Origin of the sequence: Burkholderia sp. Bmkn7 (assembly GCF_041103175.1) — a bacterium.
Taxonomy (GTDB): domain Bacteria; phylum Pseudomonadota; class Gammaproteobacteria; order Burkholderiales; family Burkholderiaceae; genus Burkholderia; species Burkholderia cepacia.
The window spans coordinates 3,170,863-3,187,348 of record NZ_JBGCUH010000003.1 but is presented as its reverse complement, the minus strand read 5'-3'; the positions used below and the strand labels follow the sequence as shown (position 1 = coordinate 3,187,348).

General features: G+C 69.1%; 17 protein-coding genes. 8 read left to right on the top strand and 9 right to left on the bottom strand.

The annotated features are described in order from the left end of the window. Positions 1–364: 364 nt before the first annotated feature. Positions 365–685, top strand: a complete 321-nt coding sequence (locus AB3K92_RS36400; RefSeq protein WP_021162567.1) for a DUF3579 domain-containing protein — start codon at positions 365–367, stop codon at positions 683–685. A 168-nt stretch (positions 686–853) separates the two neighbouring features. On the opposite strand, the gene rpsT is transcribed toward AB3K92_RS36400, so the two are convergent. Then, complete coding sequence (rpsT, locus tag AB3K92_RS36395; protein WP_006482211.1) at positions 854–1,126, bottom strand: 30S ribosomal protein S20; 273 nt, start codon at positions 1,124–1,126, stop codon at positions 854–856. Between the two features lie 304 nt (positions 1,127–1,430). Between rpsT and murJ the strand changes: the two genes are divergently transcribed. Both murJ and AB3K92_RS36385 read left to right on the top strand, forming a co-directional pair. Next, positions 1,431–2,981, top strand: a complete 1,551-nt coding sequence (gene murJ, locus AB3K92_RS36390; RefSeq protein WP_021162568.1) for a murein biosynthesis integral membrane protein MurJ — start codon at positions 1,431–1,433, stop codon at positions 2,979–2,981. 8 nt (positions 2,982–2,989) lie between these two features. Then, on the top strand, positions 2,990–3,832 hold the full coding sequence (locus tag AB3K92_RS36385) for a SirB1 family protein (protein ID WP_027789283.1): 843 nt from the start codon (positions 2,990–2,992) through the stop codon (positions 3,830–3,832). A 66-nt stretch (positions 3,833–3,898) separates the two neighbouring features. On the opposite strand, the gene AB3K92_RS36380 is transcribed toward AB3K92_RS36385, so the two are convergent. The 5 genes from AB3K92_RS36380 to lpxK form a co-directional block, all read right to left on the bottom strand. Further along, positions 3,899–4,657, bottom strand: a complete 759-nt coding sequence (locus AB3K92_RS36380) for an SDR family NAD(P)-dependent oxidoreductase (protein ID WP_059855249.1) — start codon at positions 4,655–4,657, stop codon at positions 3,899–3,901. A gap of 343 nt (positions 4,658–5,000) precedes the next feature. After that, positions 5,001–5,663, bottom strand: coding sequence for an adenylate kinase (adk, locus tag AB3K92_RS36375; protein ID WP_021162571.1), 663 nt, complete (start codon positions 5,661–5,663; stop codon positions 5,001–5,003). Between the two features lie 207 nt (positions 5,664–5,870). Next, positions 5,871–6,662, bottom strand: a complete 792-nt coding sequence (gene kdsB, locus AB3K92_RS36370) for a 3-deoxy-manno-octulosonate cytidylyltransferase (protein WP_369466768.1) — start codon at positions 6,660–6,662, stop codon at positions 5,871–5,873. A 116-nt stretch (positions 6,663–6,778) separates the two neighbouring features. Continuing rightward, on the bottom strand, positions 6,779–6,973 hold the full coding sequence (locus AB3K92_RS36365; RefSeq protein WP_006482216.1) for a Trm112 family protein: 195 nt from the start codon (positions 6,971–6,973) through the stop codon (positions 6,779–6,781). Continuing rightward, on the bottom strand, positions 6,954–7,982 hold the full coding sequence (gene lpxK, locus AB3K92_RS36360) for a tetraacyldisaccharide 4'-kinase (protein WP_369466767.1): 1,029 nt from the start codon (positions 7,980–7,982) through the stop codon (positions 6,954–6,956). The genes AB3K92_RS36365 and lpxK overlap by 20 nt, the downstream gene beginning before the upstream one ends. Before the next feature lie 450 nt (positions 7,983–8,432). Here lpxK and xseA point away from each other — a divergent pair, with 450 nt between their 5' ends. Continuing rightward, on the top strand, positions 8,433–9,815 hold the full coding sequence (gene xseA, locus AB3K92_RS36355) for an exodeoxyribonuclease VII large subunit (protein WP_369466766.1): 1,383 nt from the start codon (positions 8,433–8,435) through the stop codon (positions 9,813–9,815). Between the two features lie 214 nt (positions 9,816–10,029). Further along, positions 10,030–10,608: a superoxide dismutase [Fe] gene (gene sodB / locus AB3K92_RS36350; RefSeq protein ID WP_011352986.1), complete on the top strand. Its 579-nt coding sequence runs from the start codon at positions 10,030–10,032 to the stop codon at positions 10,606–10,608. A gap of 106 nt (positions 10,609–10,714) precedes the next feature. Here the strand turns inward: sodB and chrA are convergent, their stop codons facing one another. Further along, positions 10,715–11,923 (bottom strand): chromate efflux transporter, encoded by a 1,209-nt coding sequence (chrA, locus tag AB3K92_RS36345; protein ID WP_059709384.1) that lies wholly within the window; start codon positions 11,921–11,923, stop codon positions 10,715–10,717. Between the two features lie 87 nt (positions 11,924–12,010). Beyond that, the gene (locus tag AB3K92_RS36340) at positions 12,011–12,718 is read right to left on the bottom strand and encodes a Crp/Fnr family transcriptional regulator (RefSeq protein WP_021156376.1); all 708 of its coding nucleotides are present in this window, start codon (positions 12,716–12,718) and stop codon (positions 12,011–12,013) included. Between the two features lie 81 nt (positions 12,719–12,799). Here AB3K92_RS36340 and AB3K92_RS36335 point away from each other — a divergent pair, with 81 nt between their 5' ends. From AB3K92_RS36335 to AB3K92_RS36325, 3 genes are all read left to right on the top strand, one after another. After that, a complete protein-coding gene (locus AB3K92_RS36335; RefSeq protein WP_048026558.1) occupies positions 12,800–13,324 on the top strand; it encodes a DUF962 domain-containing protein in 525 nt (174 codons plus the stop codon). After that, complete coding sequence (locus AB3K92_RS36330) at positions 13,317–14,363, top strand: 2-dehydropantoate 2-reductase (RefSeq protein WP_059623907.1); 1,047 nt, start codon at positions 13,317–13,319, stop codon at positions 14,361–14,363. Before AB3K92_RS36335 ends, AB3K92_RS36330 begins: the two co-directional genes overlap by 8 nt. A gap of 100 nt (positions 14,364–14,463) precedes the next feature. Then, positions 14,464–15,066, top strand: coding sequence for a methyltransferase domain-containing protein (locus tag AB3K92_RS36325; protein WP_021156379.1), 603 nt, complete (start codon positions 14,464–14,466; stop codon positions 15,064–15,066). A gap of 19 nt (positions 15,067–15,085) precedes the next feature. Here AB3K92_RS36325 and AB3K92_RS36320 read toward each other — a convergent pair whose 3' ends face one another. Then, on the bottom strand, positions 15,086–16,360 hold the full coding sequence (locus tag AB3K92_RS36320) for an EAL domain-containing protein (protein ID WP_021156380.1): 1,275 nt from the start codon (positions 16,358–16,360) through the stop codon (positions 15,086–15,088). Positions 16,361–16,486: the final 126 nt, after the last annotated feature.

The window sequence follows — 16,486 nt, the reverse complement described above, 5'->3', positions numbered from 1 at the left end:
CCGTCGGGTGTGGATAACTCAAAGCAGCATAAAGGATTTTCTGTGCTTTGACGAGCCGGGGAGAGAAGCGGGGCGCGATCGCCGTGCACCGCGGGCGGCGCAGGAGGAGGGGTGTCGGGACGACGCGCGATGGCGCGCTGCGGTATAATCCAAAAGTTTTCTCCAGCCCGGCAGGCAAGCCTCTTCGCGCTCTGCCGGACACAAGCCGTGCGCTGCACAAATCCGGTGCAGTCCGCCGGCGGCGCACGTCGACGTCTCGTTTTCGGGATATCGGAATGCTTGTGCCGCCGTCCGTTTCAGCTTTGTGTTCGCGTATCCAGGCGCCGTTGCCTGGACATCGCCGGGCCGTCACTTGGGTAACCACATGGCTGAAACCCCTCCGACCGAATTCTTCATCCAGGGCATCACGAAAGACGGGAAAAAGTTTCGCCCGAGCGACTGGTCGGAACGTCTGGCCGGTGTGATGGCCTGCTTCGGGCCGGGGGCGAGCGGGCCGAACGCGCGCCTCAAGTATTCGCTCTACGTGCGTCCGACGATGCTCGGCGACCTCAAGTGCGTGATCCTCGATTCCCGGCTGCGCGACGTCGAGCCGATGGCGTTCGATTTCGTGCTGAATTTCGCGAAGGACAACAACCTCGTCGTTACCGAGGCGTGCGAACTGCCGGACTACGACGCGAAGAAGTGATGCCGGCACGGGCGAGGGCGCATGCGGCGCCCACCCTGGCGCCCGTCCTGGCACATGTTGCCGGCCCGCAGGATGTGCGCCGGCGACAGGCGACAAAAAAGCCCGCCTAGGCGGGCTTTTTTGCGATCGCAGGAAACAGGAGCGCCCGCGTGAGCGGGCGCACCGGAGTTACGCTGCTGCCTGCAGACCCTTGACGGCCGCGGCGAGGCGGCTCTTGCTGCGAGCGGCCTTGTTCTTGTGAACGATCTTCTTGTCGGCGATCGTGTCGATCGTCTTCACGGCAGCCTTGAACAGCTCGGCAGCCTTTGCCTGGTCGCCGGCTTCAACAGCCTTGCGAACCGACTTGATCGCGGTACGGAATTTCGAGCGCAGCGCCGAGTTGTGCGAGTTTGCCTTCGCGGCCTGGCGGGCGCGCTTGCGTGCTTGTGCGGAGTTAGCCATGACGGTTCCTTATCCTGTCCTGTTTCCAGAGCTTGGAGCCTGACGGCCAAGCGCTGCTTTTCGATCCGTCCCCTGAGAACGATTGCCCAGGGGCGCATAAAAAAACGGTGATTTTAACCGAGGCCGGGACATGAAAACGGCAGTTGCCGTGCATGTACGAGCCCAGAAACCGGCGATTATAGCAACAAAATCAAGCGAGTGGCAAGTTGAACGTGACAACCGTCGGGCGGGGCATCGGCGGCGTGCGCGCTTTTCGGCATCGGCCGCTGGCCGGGCCACGCAACGTCCGTATAATAAGCGCCCCATGAATCTATTCCGAGCCCTGCTGACGGTCAGCGGCTTCACGCTGCTGTCGCGCGTGACCGGACTGGCCCGCGAGACGCTGATCGCCCGTGCGTTCGGCGCCAGTCAATACACCGACGCGTTCTACGTCGCCTTCCGTATCCCGAACCTGCTGCGCCGCCTGTCCGCCGAAGGCGCGTTCTCGCAGGCGTTCGTGCCGATCCTCGCCGAGTTCAAGAACCAGCAGGGGCACGATGCGACGAAAGCGCTCGTCGACGCGATGTCGACGGTGCTGGCGTGGGCGCTTGCCGTGCTGTCGGTCTTCGGGATCGCCGGCGCATCGTGGGTCGTGTTCGCGGTCGCGTCCGGCCTGCACACCGACGGGCAGGCGTTCCCGCTCGCGGTCACGATGACGCGGATCATGTTCCCGTACATCGTGTTCATCTCGCTGACGACGCTCGCATCCGGCGTGCTGAACACGTACAAGAGCTTCTCGCTGCCCGCGTTCGCGCCGGTGCTGCTCAACGTCGCGTTCATCGCCGCGGCCGTGTTCGTCGCGCCGCACCTGAAGGTGCCGGTGTTCGCGCTTGCATGGGCGGTCATCGTCGGCGGCGTGCTGCAGTTCCTCGTGCAGCTGCCGGGCCTGAAGAAGATCGACATGGTGCCGCTGATCGGCCTCAACCCGCTGCGCGCGCTGCGCCACCCGGGCGTGAAGCGCGTGCTCGCGAAGATGGTGCCCGCGACGTTCGCGGTGTCGGTCGCGCAACTGTCGCTGATCATCAACACCAACATCGCGTCGCGGCTCGGGCAGGGCGCCGTGTCGTGGATCAACTACGCCGACCGCCTGATGGAATTCCCGACGGCGCTGCTCGGCGTCGCGCTCGGCACGATCCTGCTGCCGAGCCTGTCGAAGGCTCACGTCGACGCCGATTCGCACGAGTATTCGGCGCTGCTCGACTGGGGGCTGCGCGTCACGTTCCTGCTCGCGGCACCCAGCGCGCTCGCGCTGTTCTTCTTCGCGACGCCGCTCACGGCGACCCTCTTCAACTACGGCAAGTTCGACGCGCATACCGTCACGATGGTCGCGCGCGCGCTCGCCACCTACGGGATCGGCCTCGTCGGCATCATCCTGATCAAGATCCTCGCGCCGGGCTTCTATGCGAAGCAGGACATCAAGACGCCCGTCAAGATCGCGATCGGCGTGCTGATCGTCACGCAGATCTCGAACTACGTGTTCGTGCCGCTGATCGGCCACGCGGGCCTGACGCTGAGCATCGGCGTCGGCGCGTGCCTGAATTCGCTGCTGCTGTTCCTCGGGCTGCGCAAGCGCGGCATCTACCAGCCGTCGCCGGGCTGGCTGCGCTTCTTCGTGCAGCTGATCGGTGCGGCGCTCGTGCTCGCGGGCCTGATGCACTGGCTGTCGATCAGCTTCGACTGGACCGGGATGCGCACGCAGCCGCTCGATCGCATCGCGCTGATGGCCGCGTGCCTCGTGCTGTTCGCTGCACTATATTTCGGTATGTTGTGGGTGATGGGCTTCAAATACGCTTATTTCAGAAGGCGCGCCAAGTGACGACCGCAATGACCCGCGTCCTCGACTACTTCAGCACGCTCGTGGCAGACGACGACAGCCTGCCCGTCACGGAAGCGGCGCTGTCGCTGGCACAGGACGCCTATCCCGACCTCGACCTGCAGGGCACGCTGGCCGAACTCGACATGCTGGCGGCGCGGCTGCGCCGGCGGCTCGCCGACGACACGGACCTGAAGGGCCGCGTCGCCGCGCTGAACGACTTCTTCTTCCGCGAGCTCGGCTTCGCGTGCAATCACAACGATTACTACGACCCCGATAACAGCCACCTGAACGCCGTGCTGAAGCGGCGGCGCGGGATTCCGATCTCGCTGTCGGTGCTGTACCTGGAACTTGCCGAGCAGATCGGCGTGCCGGCGCGCGGCGTATCGTTCCCCGGCCATTTCCTGCTGCGCGTCACGCTGCCGGACGGCGACCTGATCATCGACCCGGCCAACGGCCATTCGCTGTCCGAAGCCGAGATGGTCGAGATGCTCGAGCCGTACGTCGCGCGTGCGGCCGGTGCGGTCGACAGCGCGTTGCGCGCACTGCTGCAGCCGGCGACGAGCCGCGAGATCATCGCGCGGATGCTGCGCAACCTGAAGACGATCTATCTTCAGACGGAGCGCTGGCAACGGCTGCTCGCGGTGCAGCAGCGGCTCGTGATCCTGCTGCCCGAGCATCTCGACGAAGTCCGCGACCGCGGTTTCGCGTATGCGCGGCTCGACTACCTGCGCCCCGCACTCGAGGATCTCGAGCAGTATCTCGGCGAGCGGCCGGACGCGGACGACGCGACCGTCGTCGAATCGCAAGTGACCGAGTTGCGGCAGCGGATGCAGCGCGACGGCGAGGACTGAGCCGCCGCCGTGCTGCCTGAACCGTGAATGACACAACGCCCGCGATGCGGGCGTTTTTTTGCGTGCTTATTTCGGCTGCATCCGGATCGCGCCGTCGAGGCGGATCACTTCGCCGTTGAGCATCGGATTCTCGACGATCTGGCGCACCAGCAGCGCGTATTCGGCCGGTTTGCCGAGCCGCGGCGGGAACGGCACCATCGCGCCGAGCGCGTCCTGGACGTCCTGCGGCATGCCGAGCAGCATCGGCGTCTCGAACAGGCCGGGCGCGATCGTCATCACGCGGATGCCGTTGCGCGACAGGTCGCGCGCGATCGGCAGCGTCATGCCTGCGACGCCGGCCTTCGACGCCGCGTACGCGGCCTGGCCGATCTGCCCGTCGAATGCGGCGACCGACGCGGTACTGACGATCACGCCGCGCTCGCCCTCCGCGGTCGGCGCGGTGGCGGCCATCGCGGCGGCCGCGAGCCGGATCATGTTGAACGTGCCGACGAGGTTCACGTTGATCGTCTTCGCGAACACGTCGAGCGGATGCGCGCCGTCCTTGCCGACGGTCTTTGCGGCGGGCGCGATGCCGGCGCAGTTCACGAGGCCGCGCAGCGTGCCTGCGCGCGTCGCTGCGTCGACGGCTGCCTGCGCGTCGGTTTCGCTCGACACGTCGCAGTGCACGAAGACGCCGCCCAGCTCGGTCGCGAGTGCGGTGCCTGCCGTGTCGTTCAGGTCGGCGAGCACGACCGTGCCGCCTGCTTGCGCGAGCATCCGCGCCGTGCCGGCACCGAGGCCGGATGCGCCGCCCGTGATCAGAAATACGTTGCCGCGAATGTCCATGACTGTCTCCGTGTCGACCGCCCTTGGCGCTTCAGCGCTTAGGGCGGTCCCATGCAAGGCGGTCGACCGCCCTTGGCGCTTCAGCGCTTGGGGCGGTCCCATGCAAGGCGGTCGACCGCCGTCCGCGCTTCAGCACAAGTTGCGCTTCCGGGGGCAATGCGATTGTCTGATTCTTGCCCCGTGATCGGTTGAAATGCCGGCGCACCGGTAACACAGACGCCCGCACCCGCCGATTGTACGGGGCACCCTCACGCGGCGGCGATACCAGAACGGTCGTGCGAATTCCGCCCGGGCAAAAAAAAGCCGCCCGGGGAGGGCGGCTTGCGGGTGCGCGACGCGCTGCTTACTTCAGTGCGTCAAACGCGCGCTCGCGGATTTCCTCGACGGCGCCGAGGCCCGAGATCTTGCGATACTGCGGCGCCTTCAGGCCGTTTTCCTCGCCGCGCTGCGCCCAGTCGCCGTAGTACGTGATCAGCGGCTTGGTCTGCGCTTCGTACACTTCGAGACGCTTCTTGACGGTTTCTTCCTTGTCGTCGTCGCGCTGGATCAGCGGCTCGCCCGTCACGTCGTCGTGGCCTTCGACCTTCGGCGGGTTGAACTTGACGTGGTACGTGCGGCCCGATGCCGGGTGCGTGCGGCGGCCGCTCATGCGCTCGATGATTTCCGAGAACGGTACGTCGATCTCGAGCACGTAGTCGATCGCGACGCCCGCTTCCTTCATCGCGTCAGCCTGCGCGATCGTGCGCGGGAAGCCGTCGAACAGATAACCGTTCGCGCAGTCGGCTTCCTTCAGGCGCTCCTTGACGAGGCCGATGATCAGCGCATCCGGAACGAGCTTGCCGGCGTCCATGTAGCCCTTCGCCTCGACGCCGAGCGGCGTGCCGGCCTTCACGGCCGCGCGCAGCATGTCGCCCGTCGAGATTTGCGGGATGCCGAACTTTTCCTTGATGAAGTTTGCCTGGGTGCCCTTTCCCGCGCCGGGCGCGCCCAACAGGATCAAACGCATGGTGATATCTCCAGTATGTAGATTCGTGTGGCGAGACGCAAAAAGCGCCGCGACGGTGGGCGCGGCGCTTGCCTGGCGCGCGGCGGACCGGTCTGATGCGGCGCGTCGGGTTGAGCGACGCGCGGCTGCCGGCAGGGCCGCGGGCGGGGTCAAGCGAGGACGCGCTGGTCGCGGACGGCTCGCACAATCGCCTGATTATGCCACGGGTTATTTTGGTCCCGGCTGAAAAAGGGCCTGCACGCGTGCGAGATCGGCCGGCGTGTCGATGCCGGCTTCGGGCGCGGACTCGGTGATCAGCACCGCGATGCGCTCGCCGTGCCAGAGCGCGCGCAGCTGCTCGAGCTGCTCGGCCTGTTCGATCGGCGCCTGCGCAAGCGTCGGATACGTGCGCAGGAAACGCGCGCGATACGCATAGAGGCCGATGTGCCGATAGACCGGGAAAGCAGGCGCAGGCATGGCTGCGACGTCGGGCCAGTGCGGCTGGTACGCGTCCCGGCTCCATGGAATCGGCGCGCGCGAGAAGTACAGCGCGACGCTCTGCGCGTCGAGCGCGACCTTCACGACGTTCGGGTTGAACACGTCGGCCGCGTCGTGGATCGGGTGGGCGGCCGTCGCAATCACGCACGCCGGATGCGCGGCGAGGTGCGACGCTACGTCGCGCACGAGTACGGGGTCGATCAGCGGCTCGTCGCCCTGAACGTTGACGACGACCGTGTCGTCGCTCCACCCGAACGTCGCCGCGACTTCCGCGAGACGGTCGGTGCCGGACGGATGGTCGGCGCGCGTCAGCACCGCTTCGAAGCCGTGATCGCGCGCGGCATCGAGCACGCTCTGCGCGTCGGACGCGACGAGCACCTGCTGCGCGCCAGCCTCACGTGCACGCTCGGCGACGCGCACGACCATCGGCTTGCCGCCGAGATCGGCGAGCGGCTTGTTCGGGAGCCGCGTCGACGCGAGCCGGGCGGGAATGACGGCGATGAAGGGTTGCGGGTGAGTCATCGGGGCGGGCGGTGAGAAGAACGGAGCGGGCGGCGCGCCTGGCGCGGGTCGCCCGGAGGGTTCGGCGCCCTGGCCGCGGACGGGCCGCGGCTCGGGCTGGAGCGGGGTCGGGCGGCTCAGCGGCCGGCCGGGTCGACCGGCGTGCCTTCGACGGTCTGGCGCGCTTCGTCGACCAGCATCACGGGGATGCCGTCGCGGATCGGGTAGGCGAGCTTGTCCGCGTTGCAGATCAGCTCCTGCGCGGCACGGTCATAGTGGAGCGGGCCTTTGCAGATAGGGCACACAATGATTTCAAGCAGGCGAGCGTCCACGGAGTTTCTCCACAACGAGGGCAATGAGGCGAGGATCGAGCGCGGCTTCGACGGGGACGACCCACAGTCGAGCGTCGCGCCAGGAAGCGCCCAATTTTACTGCATCCTTCTCGGTGATCAGGATCGCGTCGACGGCGTCGTCGACGAACGGATTGTCGGCGAACGCATAGTGATCGGGCAGCGCGCGCGTCGCGGGCGCGAGACCGGCCGCGCGCAGCGTCGTGAAGAAGCGTTCCGGCGCGCCGATGCCGGCCGCGGCGAGGACGCGCTCGTTCGCGAATTGCGACAGCGGGCGGCGCAGCGCCGGCTGGTCGAGGTGCCATGCGGCGCCCGGCGTGAGCGCGAGCGAATAGGTGTCGGGCCACGGCGGCAGCGCGCCGCTGTACGGATCGTTGACGAGCGTCGCATCGCGGTGCCGCGACAGCGGCTCGCGCAACGGCCCGGCCGGCAGCAGGAAACCGTTGCCGCCGAGCCGGTGGTCGAACACGACGAGTTCGACCGTGCGCGCGAGGCGGTAGTGCTGCAGGCCGTCGTCGCTGACGATCACGTCGACGTCCGGATGCGCGGCGCGCAGCGCCTGCGCGGCCGCGACACGATCCGGGCAGACCCAGACGGGCGCGCCGGTGCGGCGTGCGATCAGGAGCGGCTCGTCGCCGCCCGCGCCGGCGCGCGACGCGGCCGTGATGGCGGTCGGCGCCTTCACGTTCGCGCCGTAGCCGCGCGACACGATGCCGGGGGTGAAGCCGGCCGCTCGCAACGCGTCGACGAGCGCGATCACGGTCGGCGTCTTGCCGGTGCCGCCGACGGTCACGTTGCCGACGACGACGACGGGCACGCCGACGTCGACCGGCTTCTTCCAGCCCTGCGCGTAGGCGGTGCGCCGCAGCGCCGCGCACAGGCCGAACACGCACGCGAACGGCGTGAGTGCCCACGCGAGCGCGCCGCGGCGCTGCCATTCGCGCGTCAGGCGCGCTTCGAGCCGGGCGAGCGGGCCGTCGGGCGCGCTCATCGGGCCGGGCGCGGCAGGTCGTGCGCCGCGGCGTGGGACGGATTCGTCAAGGCGGATTCTCCGTTGGGCGGCGCATGCCGCGGGGTCTGCGGAAGGCGGCACTCTAGCGCGCCGCAGGCGGGCGCGGCAAGCGCGACCGGCCGATGCAGCCCACGGGGCCGGATCGTGACGGCTTGTGGATAACTCTGTGAAGAACTCCCCGTTCGAATGAGTCAAACGCCCGCCGGGCGGGCCTCGAATCGGATGAGAATCGTTTCGAAAGTTTTAAAAATATATAAAAATCAATGCGTTATCTCAAATCGTCTGGATTTTTCCGCGGTTTTCCCGCGTTTTAGGCCGACGATTGCCAAAGTGTGGACACCTTCCGCGCGTCACCGCGCACACGCCCGGCGCTGGACGTCGCGCGCGTGTCGGACTATCGTGTCGCCGCCAGCATTCATCCGACCGTCCATGCCTTCCGACTCCCCATTTGCCGCGCCGGGTGCCACCCGCGGCGGCGACGAAGTGATACCCGTTTCGGCGCTCAATCGCGCGATTTCGACGATGCTCGAGCGCTCGTTTCCGCTGCTGTGGATTTCGGGCGAAGTGTCGAATTTCACGCGCGCCGCGAGCGGCCACTGGTATTTCTCGATCAAGGACCAGCAGGCGCAGATGCGCTGCGTGATGTTCCGTGGCCGCGCGCAATACGCGGAATTCACGCCGCGTGAAGGCGACCGGATCGAGGTACGCGCGGTCGTGACGATGTACGAGCCGCGCGGCGAAGTGCAGCTCAACGTCGAGGCCGTGCGGCGCACGGGCCAGGGGCGCCTGTACGAGGCGTTCCTGCGGCTGAAGGCGCAGCTCGAGGGCGAGGGACTCTTCGCGCCCGAGCGCAAGCGGCCGCTGCCGCCGCACCCGCGCTCGATCGGCATCGTCACGTCGCTGCAGGCCGCCGCGCTGCGCGACGTGCTGACCACGCTCGCGCGCCGCGCGCCGCACATTCCGGTGATCGTCTATCCGGCGCCCGTGCAGGGTGCGGGCTCGGCGGAAAAGCTCGTCGCGGCCGTCGAGACCGCGAATGCGCGCCGCGAGGTCGACGTGCTGCTGGTCTGTCGCGGCGGCGGCTCGATCGAGGATCTGTGGTCGTTCAACGACGAGGCGCTGGCGCGCGCGATCGCGGCGAGCGAACTGCCGGTCGTGAGCGGCGTCGGGCACGAGACCGATTTCACGATCGCGGACTTCGCGGCCGACCTGCGCGCGCCGACGCCTACCGGCGCCGCCGAGCTCGCGAGCCCGCAGCGCGCACTGCTGCTGCGCGAGGTCGGCGAGCGCCAGCGTGCGCTCGCTCGCGGCATGGAGCGCCGGCTGGAGCAGCGCGCGCAGCAGCTCGACTGGCTCGCGCGCCGGCTGGTGAGCCCGGCCGAGCGGCTGCAGCGGCAGCGCACGCACGTCGAGCAGCTTGCCGTGCGGCTGGCGTCGGCGGCGTCGCGGCCGGTGCGCGACGCGCGCGCGCGGTTCGCGCTCGCGCAGTTGCGCTGGCAGCGCGCGCGCCCCGATCCGTCGCAGGCGCGCCAGGCACTCGCGGGGCTGTCGCAGCGCCTTGCGCTCGCATTGCAGCGCCGTCACGAACGCGACACGGCTCGCGTGTCAGCCTGTGCGGCAAGGCTCGAGGTATTGAGCCCGCAGCGCACGCTCGAGCGCGGTTATGCGGCGCTGATCGATGCGCAGACGGGCCGCGCGGTGCGCACGCCGAACGCATTGAAGCCGCAACGCCGCCTGACCGTGCATCTCGCCGAAGGCTCGGCCGACGTGTCGCTCGCCGACGTGCAGCCGCGCCTCGCCGATACGATCTGACGTGAGCGGCGCACGCGCCGCGACCGGCCAAAACGCGCGGGAACGGCGGTTGCGCGGTATCGGCTCGTCCCTGTGGACGATGCGCGAACATCGCTTTTCCGCATACCGCGGATAAATGGCCCGTGAGTTTGCGGGGTTATTCGTCCTCGCCTACAATCGGACGCTCGGCAGCATTCAACACAAGCCCCCCTACATACTCAACGAAGGAATCGCCATGGCTCATACGCTCCCGCCGCTCCCGTACGCTGAAGACGCACTCGCGCCGACCATCTCGCTCGAGACGATCCAGTACCACTACGGCAAGCATCATCAGGCTTATGTGACGAACCTGAACAATCTGATCCCGGGCACGGAATTCGAAAACCTGTCGCTGGAAGAGATCGTGAAGAAGTCGTCGGGCGGCATCTTCAACAACGCCGCGCAAATCTGGAACCACACGTTCTTCTGGAACAGCCTGTCGCCGAACGGCGGCGGCGCACCGACGGGCGCGCTGGGCGACGCGATCAACGCGAAGTGGGGTTCGTACGACGCATTCAAGGAAGCGTTCACGAAGGCCGCAGTCGGCACGTTCGGTTCGGGCTGGGCATGGCTCGTGAAGAAGGCTGACGGTTCGCTCGACATCGTGTCGACGAGCAACGCAGCAACCCCGCTGACGACGGCCGACAAGGCACTGCTGACGATCGACGTGTGGGAACACGCGTACTACATCGACTACCGCAACGCACGTCCGAAGTTCGTCGAAGCGTTCTGGAACATCGTGAACTGGGACTTCGCAGCGAAGAACTTCGCGTAAGGTCCGGCACCTGCGCGCCGCGACGGCGCGCGGTACCCAGCAGAAAAGCCCTCGTTTCGAGGGCTTTTTTGTTTTTGCCGCGGCGAAACGTGCCGCGCGTGCCCGGTCAGGCGAGGAGGCCGAGCCCCCAGCCGAGCGCCGCGCTCGCGATCACGACGGCCCAGGGCGGCACGCGCCAGAACACCAGCGCGACGAATGCGACGAGTGCCGCGGCCAGGTCGCGCGGCGCCATGATCGTATCGGTCCAGACCGGGTGATAGAGCGCCGCGAGCAGCAGCCCGACGACGGCCGCGTTCACGCCCGCGAGCGCGGCCTGCATCCGCGTGCTGCGGCGCAGGCGCTCCCAGAACGGCGCGGTGCCGGCCACCAGCAGGAACGACGGCGCGAAGATCGCGACCAGTGCGATCGTGCCGCCGAGCCAGCCGTTCGGCGCATCGCGCAGCGACGCACCGAGGAATGCCGAGAACGTGAACAGCGGCCCCGGCACGGCCTGCGCGACACCATATCCGGCCAGGAACGCCGCATCGCCGACCCAGCCGGGCGCGACCACGGCCGCCTGCAGCAGCGGTAGCACCACGTGGCCGCCGCCGAACACGAGTGCGCCGGTGCGGAAGAACGCATCGACGACGGCGAGCGTATCGGAATGGAGCGCGCGGGCGGCGAACGGCAACGAGACGAGCAGCGCCGCGAACAGCGCGAGCCACAGCAGGCCCGCGCGATGCGACACGTGCAGCGGCAACGGCTCGTGTGCGTCGCGCGCAGGCTGCGGCAGCAGCACGAGGCCAGCCGATCCGGCCGCGACGATCACCGCAATCTGCGTCCACGCAGCTGGCGCGAGCAGTGCGGCGCACGCGGCCGCGGCCATCAGCGTGACGCGGCGCGCATCCGGGCACAGCGTGCGTGCCATGCCCCATACGGCCTGCGCGATCACGGCGACCGACACGATGCGCAGCCCGTGCAATGCACCGGCTTCGATCGGCGCGCCCGTCGCGTGCACGCCGAGCGCGAACAGCATCATCAGCAGCGCCGACGGCAGCGTGAAGCCGAGCCACGCGGCGAACATGCCCGCGTAGCCGGCGCGCGCGAGACCGATCGCCATTCCGACCTGGCTGCTCGCGGGCCCCGGCAGGAACTGGCACAGCCCGACGAGATCCGCGTAGGTGCGTTCGGTGAGCCAGCCCCGCCGCGTGACGAATTCTGCGCGGAAGTAGCCGAGGTGCGCGACCGGGCCGCCGAACGACGTGAGGCCGAGCCGCAGGAACGCGACGAAGACGGGCCACGGATGGCGGGAGGGGGCGGCGGTCGATGGATTCAAGGCGGGGCGATGGGGGAGCGGACGAGCCGCCACGATAGCGCAACCCGGCGGTGGCGGGGTGACGCATCACGGTGCGGTGCGCGTTGCTCAGCGCGTGCCGTCTCCCAGCCCGCTCGCGCGGCGCAGCGCGTCGATATCGACGAGTTCGATCTCGCCGACGTGCAGCCGCACGATGCCGTCGGCCTGCAGCGCCTTCAGCAACTGGTTGGTGGTCTGCCGCGTGATCGACAGCATCGACGCGAGCGTTTCCTGCGACAGCCGCACGCGCGTGCGCCCGGCGCTGATCCCGCCGTAGCCGTCGGCGATCATCAGCAGGCGGGCGGCGAGCCGCTGCGCGGCCGGCATCACGCTCATCGACTCGACGGTCAGGAAGCTCAGGCGCAGCTTCTGCGCCATCAGCAGCGCGAATTGCCGCCAGTATTGCGGCGTCGCGTCGAGAATCGCGAGCAGCGCGGCCTGCGGGACGTGCAGCAGCAGCGCGTCGTCGAGCGCGATCGCGTCGTGCGTGCGCGGCTGGCCGTCGAACAGCGCGATTTCGCCGAACCATGTGACGGGCTCGGCGACCGTCAGCAGCGCCTCCTTGCCCTGCGGATCGACCGCACCTATCGTGAGTGAACCGGCCAGTACCGCGTACAGCCCGCACGGCGGGTCGCCGCGCCGGAACAGCGCATGGCCCGCCGGCAGCCGGCGCAGCGCCGCGCGGGCGAGCAGGTCCGCGCGCAACGCGGGCGGCAGCGCGGCGAACCACGGGTTCGCTTCGATCTGCGGCAGGTACGGGGCGAGCGAAGAGGGCATGGGCACGCGATGTCGGGTAGCTGACAGAGGTTCTCGGGCGTGACGCGCATCATAGCGCCCAACAACCGACCAGGAGACGCGATGAAGACGCTCGAAGACCATCTTTCCCAGTATGCGGCCTACCACCGCGACGCGCGCAACATCGCGACGCATCTGGTCGGGATCCCGATGATCGTATTCGCGGTCGAGGTGCTGCTGTCGCGGCCGGCGCTCGGGATGCTGGCCGGCGTCGCGCTGTCGCCGGCGCTGCTGCTCGCCGTCGCGTTCGCGGTGTTCTACCTGCGTCTCGACCTGCGGTTCGGGATCGTGATGACCGCGCTGTTCGCGCTGGGCCTGTGGGGCGCGCAGGCGCTCGCGTTGCTGCCGACCGCGCAATGGCTCGCGACCGGCATCGGCGCGTTCGTCGTCGGCTGGATCGTCCAGTTCGTCGGGCACTGGTTCGAAGGGCGCAAGCCCGCCTTCGTCGACGATCTGGTCGGCCTGATGGTCGGGCCGCTGTTCGTCGTCGCCGAGGTCGCGTTCTTCGCGGGACTGCGCGGCGAAGTGCGCCGCGAAGTCGAGCGGCGGGCCGGCCCCGTGCACGGCGGCGCGCATTCGCATGTCTGACGCACCGGTCTGCGTATTCGGTGCGGGCGCCGTCGGCTGCTATCTCGGCGGACGGCTCGCGGCGGCCGGCGCGAAGGTGACGCTCGTCGGCCGCGCACGGATCGGCGATGCGATTCGTCGGCACGGACTGACGCTGACCGACCGGCGCGGCTATCGCGCGACGCTCGCCCCGGCCGATGTCGTGTTCACGACTGATCCGGCGGCTGCTGCGGCCGCGCGGCTCGTGCTCGTGGCGGTGAAATCGGCCGCGACGCGTGAGGCCGCGGCGCAGCTGGCCGGCGTGCTGCGGCCCGGCACGGTCGTGATCAGCTTCCAGAACGGCCTGCACAATGCCGACGTGCTGCGCGAGGCGCTGCCGCAAGCAACCGTGCTGGCCGGCATGGTGCCGTTCAACGTGATCGAGCGCGCCCCCGGCGCGTTTCACCAGGGCTCGGCCGGCGCGCTTGCGGCCGACGCGTCTCCCGCGCTGCCGCCGTTTGTCGACGCATTCGCGCGCGCCGGGCTGCCGCTCGCGCTGCATCGCGACATGCGGGCCGTGCAGTGGGCGAAGCTCCTGCTCAACCTGAACAACGCGGTCAATGCGCTCGCGAACCTGCCGCTGCGCGACGAACTCGCGCAACGTGCGTACCGGCGCTGCGTCGCGCTCGCGCAGCGCGAAGCGCTGCACTGCCTGGCGCGGGCCGCGATCCGGCCTGCGCGGTTGACGCCGTTGCCGGCCGAGTGGATCCCGGCCGTGCTCGACTTGCCCGATTTCGCGTTCCGCGTGCTCGGCGGCCGGATGCTCGCGATCGACCCGCTCGCGCGTTCGTCGATGTCCGACGATCTCGCGGCGCAGCGTGCGACGGAAGTCGAGTGGATCAACGGCGAGGTCGTATGGCTGGCCGCGCGCTTCGGCACCCAGGCGCCCGTCAATGCGCGACTGTGCGCGCTCGTGCATGACGCGGAACGTGCGGCGGCGCGCCCGGCCTGGCGCGGCGACGCACTGTGGGCCGAGTTGACCGCGCAGGCAGTGCGCGCGGGCGACGTGCGGGCCGCGTAGGGGCCGCGCAAGCCGACGCGCGGGGCGTGGGGGGCCGCACGGCAGGTGCTGTGGCCAAGATGCGCGGTGCGTCATACGACGCTTATGCGGAGCTGTCACCATGGTGGATCGCCCGACTCTCGATGCCTACGACGCCCACGCCGCGCAATACGCGCAGGACTGGCTCGACCAGGCCGCGCCAGACGACATGTACGCGCTGCTGGAGCAGTATTTCTCGCCGGGGCCGACCGCGGACGTCGGCTGCGGAGCCGGGCGCGATACGGCCTGGCTCGCGTCGCGCGGCTTCGACGTGCGCGGCTACGACGCGAGCGCCGCACTGCTCGACGAGGCGCGGCGCTGCCATCCGGACCTCACCTTCGAGCTGGCTGCACTGCCGGCGCTGGCCGGCGTGCCGTCCGGCGCGTTTCGCAACGTGCTGTGCGAAACGGTCGTGATGCATCTCGAACAGGCGGACGCGGCGGCGGCGGCCGCGCGGCTGGCCGAGCTCCTGATGCCGGGCGGCACGTTGTACATGAGCTGGCGGGTGGCCGGCAACGGCGCGTTGCGCGACGAGCGCGGCCGCCTTTACACACCGCTCGATGCGGCGCGGATGCGGGCGGCGCTCGGCGCGGGCACGCAGGTGATCGACGAGCACGAGGTCGTCAGCGCATCGTCCGGCAAGCGCGTGCACCGGCTGATCGCGCGCAAGGCCGCCGCCGCGTGAGCGCGGCGCGGCGGCGCGCTCATTCGCGGTTGAGTGCCGCTTCCCAGTTGATGTCGACGCACAGCACCTGCATGCCGGTCGCGACCGGCGCGGCGATCGACGCGGTCACGCACAGGTGCGCCTCGTTGATGGACAGGTAGGGGGACGTCAGGTGCACGTGGCCCGGCGCGCGCATCGCGTCGATGAAGTACGGGCGCCGTTCCCAGCTCGCGCCTTCCGAGTGCAGCAGCGGCCGGAAGCGCTTGGCGCGCTGCGATACGCTGCCGCGCGCGAGCACGTTGTCGCCGATCTGGCGCCCCGATGCGTCGAGCAGGAAACACCGGGCGGTCTCGGGCAGCCCGAGTACGACGGCCGCCGCGTCGGTGAGCGGCTCGCCCGCGCCGAGCTTCCGGCTCGCTTCCTCGAGCGCCGCGACGTACGGCGCGAGCCGTTCCGCCTGCGTGCGCTCGCGTTGCGCGACGCGCAGCCGCAATGCGGCCGACAGCGTATCCATGCAGCCCGCGGCGGCCTGCGGCTGCACCGGTTCGACGCTCGGCCCCGCGAAATACTGGCCCTGCACGAAATCGACGTCGCACTCGAGCGCGATCAGCGCGTCGCGCTCGGTCGCGAGCCCGCCCATCAGCACGAGCTGGCCGGATTCGTGCAGCAGCGACACGAGCCCCGGCAGCACGCGTTCGAGATGCGAGTGCTCGCTTGCCTGCGCGAGGATGCCGCGATCGAGCGTGACGATGTCGGGATGCAGGTGCCACACGCGGTCGATGTTCGAATGCTTCGCGCCGAACCCGACCAGCGCGATCAGGAAGCCGGCCTTGCGCAGCCCGTCGACGATCGCCGCGTAGCGCGGCGTTTCGCCGCCCGCCTGCTCGGGCACTTCGAGCACCACGCGATGCGGCGGCAGCCCGAGCGCCTTCAGGTTCGCGAGCAGGGCGTCGCTGTAGACGGTGTCCATCAGCGCGGCCGGATGCAGGCTCAGGAAGAGCCATTCGTCATGACTGTCGAACGCGTGGAAGTTGCCGAGATGCAGCGATTCGGCGAGCCGGCCGAGCTCGAGCAGGTCGCCGCGCCGCGCCGCCTGCGTGAACACCTCGTGCGACGCCACCTGGCGGCTGTCCTCGTCGTGCGCACGCAGCGACGCGTGATAGCCGATCGCGCGGCGGTGCGACACCGAGAAAACGGGCTGGAACACGCTGAACACGGTGTAGCCGCCGTACAGCACGGTGCGCCGGTTACCGTCGTCACCGGCGATGGGGCGGGGCGGCTGAAAGCCGGGGGGATCGATTTCGATCATGCTCATGATGTCGGCCGAAGGAAGACTGCCAGTTTACCTAGAGAATAGGCGAGCAAGAAGCGTGCACGGCATCGTACCCCGTGCGGCGGCGCGTCGCGGCCGGGCCGTCGGTCATCGCCGGCGCATCGAACG

Coding starts and splice junctions, on each gene's coding strand:
- sodB (WP_011352986.1), top strand. CDS start 10,030: ATGGCTCATACGCTCCCGCCGCTCCCGTACGCTGAAGACGCACTCGCG.
- xseA (WP_369466766.1), top strand. CDS start 8,433: ATGCCTTCCGACTCCCCATTTGCCGCGCCGGGTGCCACCCGCGGCGGC.
- AB3K92_RS36335 (WP_048026558.1), top strand. CDS start 12,800: ATGAAGACGCTCGAAGACCATCTTTCCCAGTATGCGGCCTACCACCGC.
- AB3K92_RS36385 (WP_027789283.1), top strand. CDS start 2,990: ATGACCCGCGTCCTCGACTACTTCAGCACGCTCGTGGCAGACGACGAC.
- kdsB (WP_369466768.1), bottom strand. CDS start 6,662: ATGACTCACCCGCAACCCTTCATCGCCGTCATTCCCGCCCGGCTCGCG.
- rpsT (WP_006482211.1), bottom strand. CDS start 1,126: ATGGCTAACTCCGCACAAGCACGCAAGCGCGCCCGCCAGGCCGCGAAG.
- adk (WP_021162571.1), bottom strand. CDS start 5,663: ATGCGTTTGATCCTGTTGGGCGCGCCCGGCGCGGGAAAGGGCACCCAG.
- AB3K92_RS36325 (WP_021156379.1), top strand. CDS start 14,464: ATGGTGGATCGCCCGACTCTCGATGCCTACGACGCCCACGCCGCGCAA.
- AB3K92_RS36340 (WP_021156376.1), bottom strand. CDS start 12,718: ATGCCCTCTTCGCTCGCCCCGTACCTGCCGCAGATCGAAGCGAACCCG.
- AB3K92_RS36380 (WP_059855249.1), bottom strand. CDS start 4,657: ATGGACATTCGCGGCAACGTATTTCTGATCACGGGCGGCGCATCCGGC.
- AB3K92_RS36320 (WP_021156380.1), bottom strand. CDS start 16,360: ATGAGCATGATCGAAATCGATCCCCCCGGCTTTCAGCCGCCCCGCCCC.
- AB3K92_RS36400 (WP_021162567.1), top strand. CDS start 365: ATGGCTGAAACCCCTCCGACCGAATTCTTCATCCAGGGCATCACGAAA.
- AB3K92_RS36330 (WP_059623907.1), top strand. CDS start 13,317: ATGTCTGACGCACCGGTCTGCGTATTCGGTGCGGGCGCCGTCGGCTGC.
- murJ (WP_021162568.1), top strand. CDS start 1,431: ATGAATCTATTCCGAGCCCTGCTGACGGTCAGCGGCTTCACGCTGCTG.
- lpxK (WP_369466767.1), bottom strand. CDS start 7,982: ATGAGCGCGCCCGACGGCCCGCTCGCCCGGCTCGAAGCGCGCCTGACG.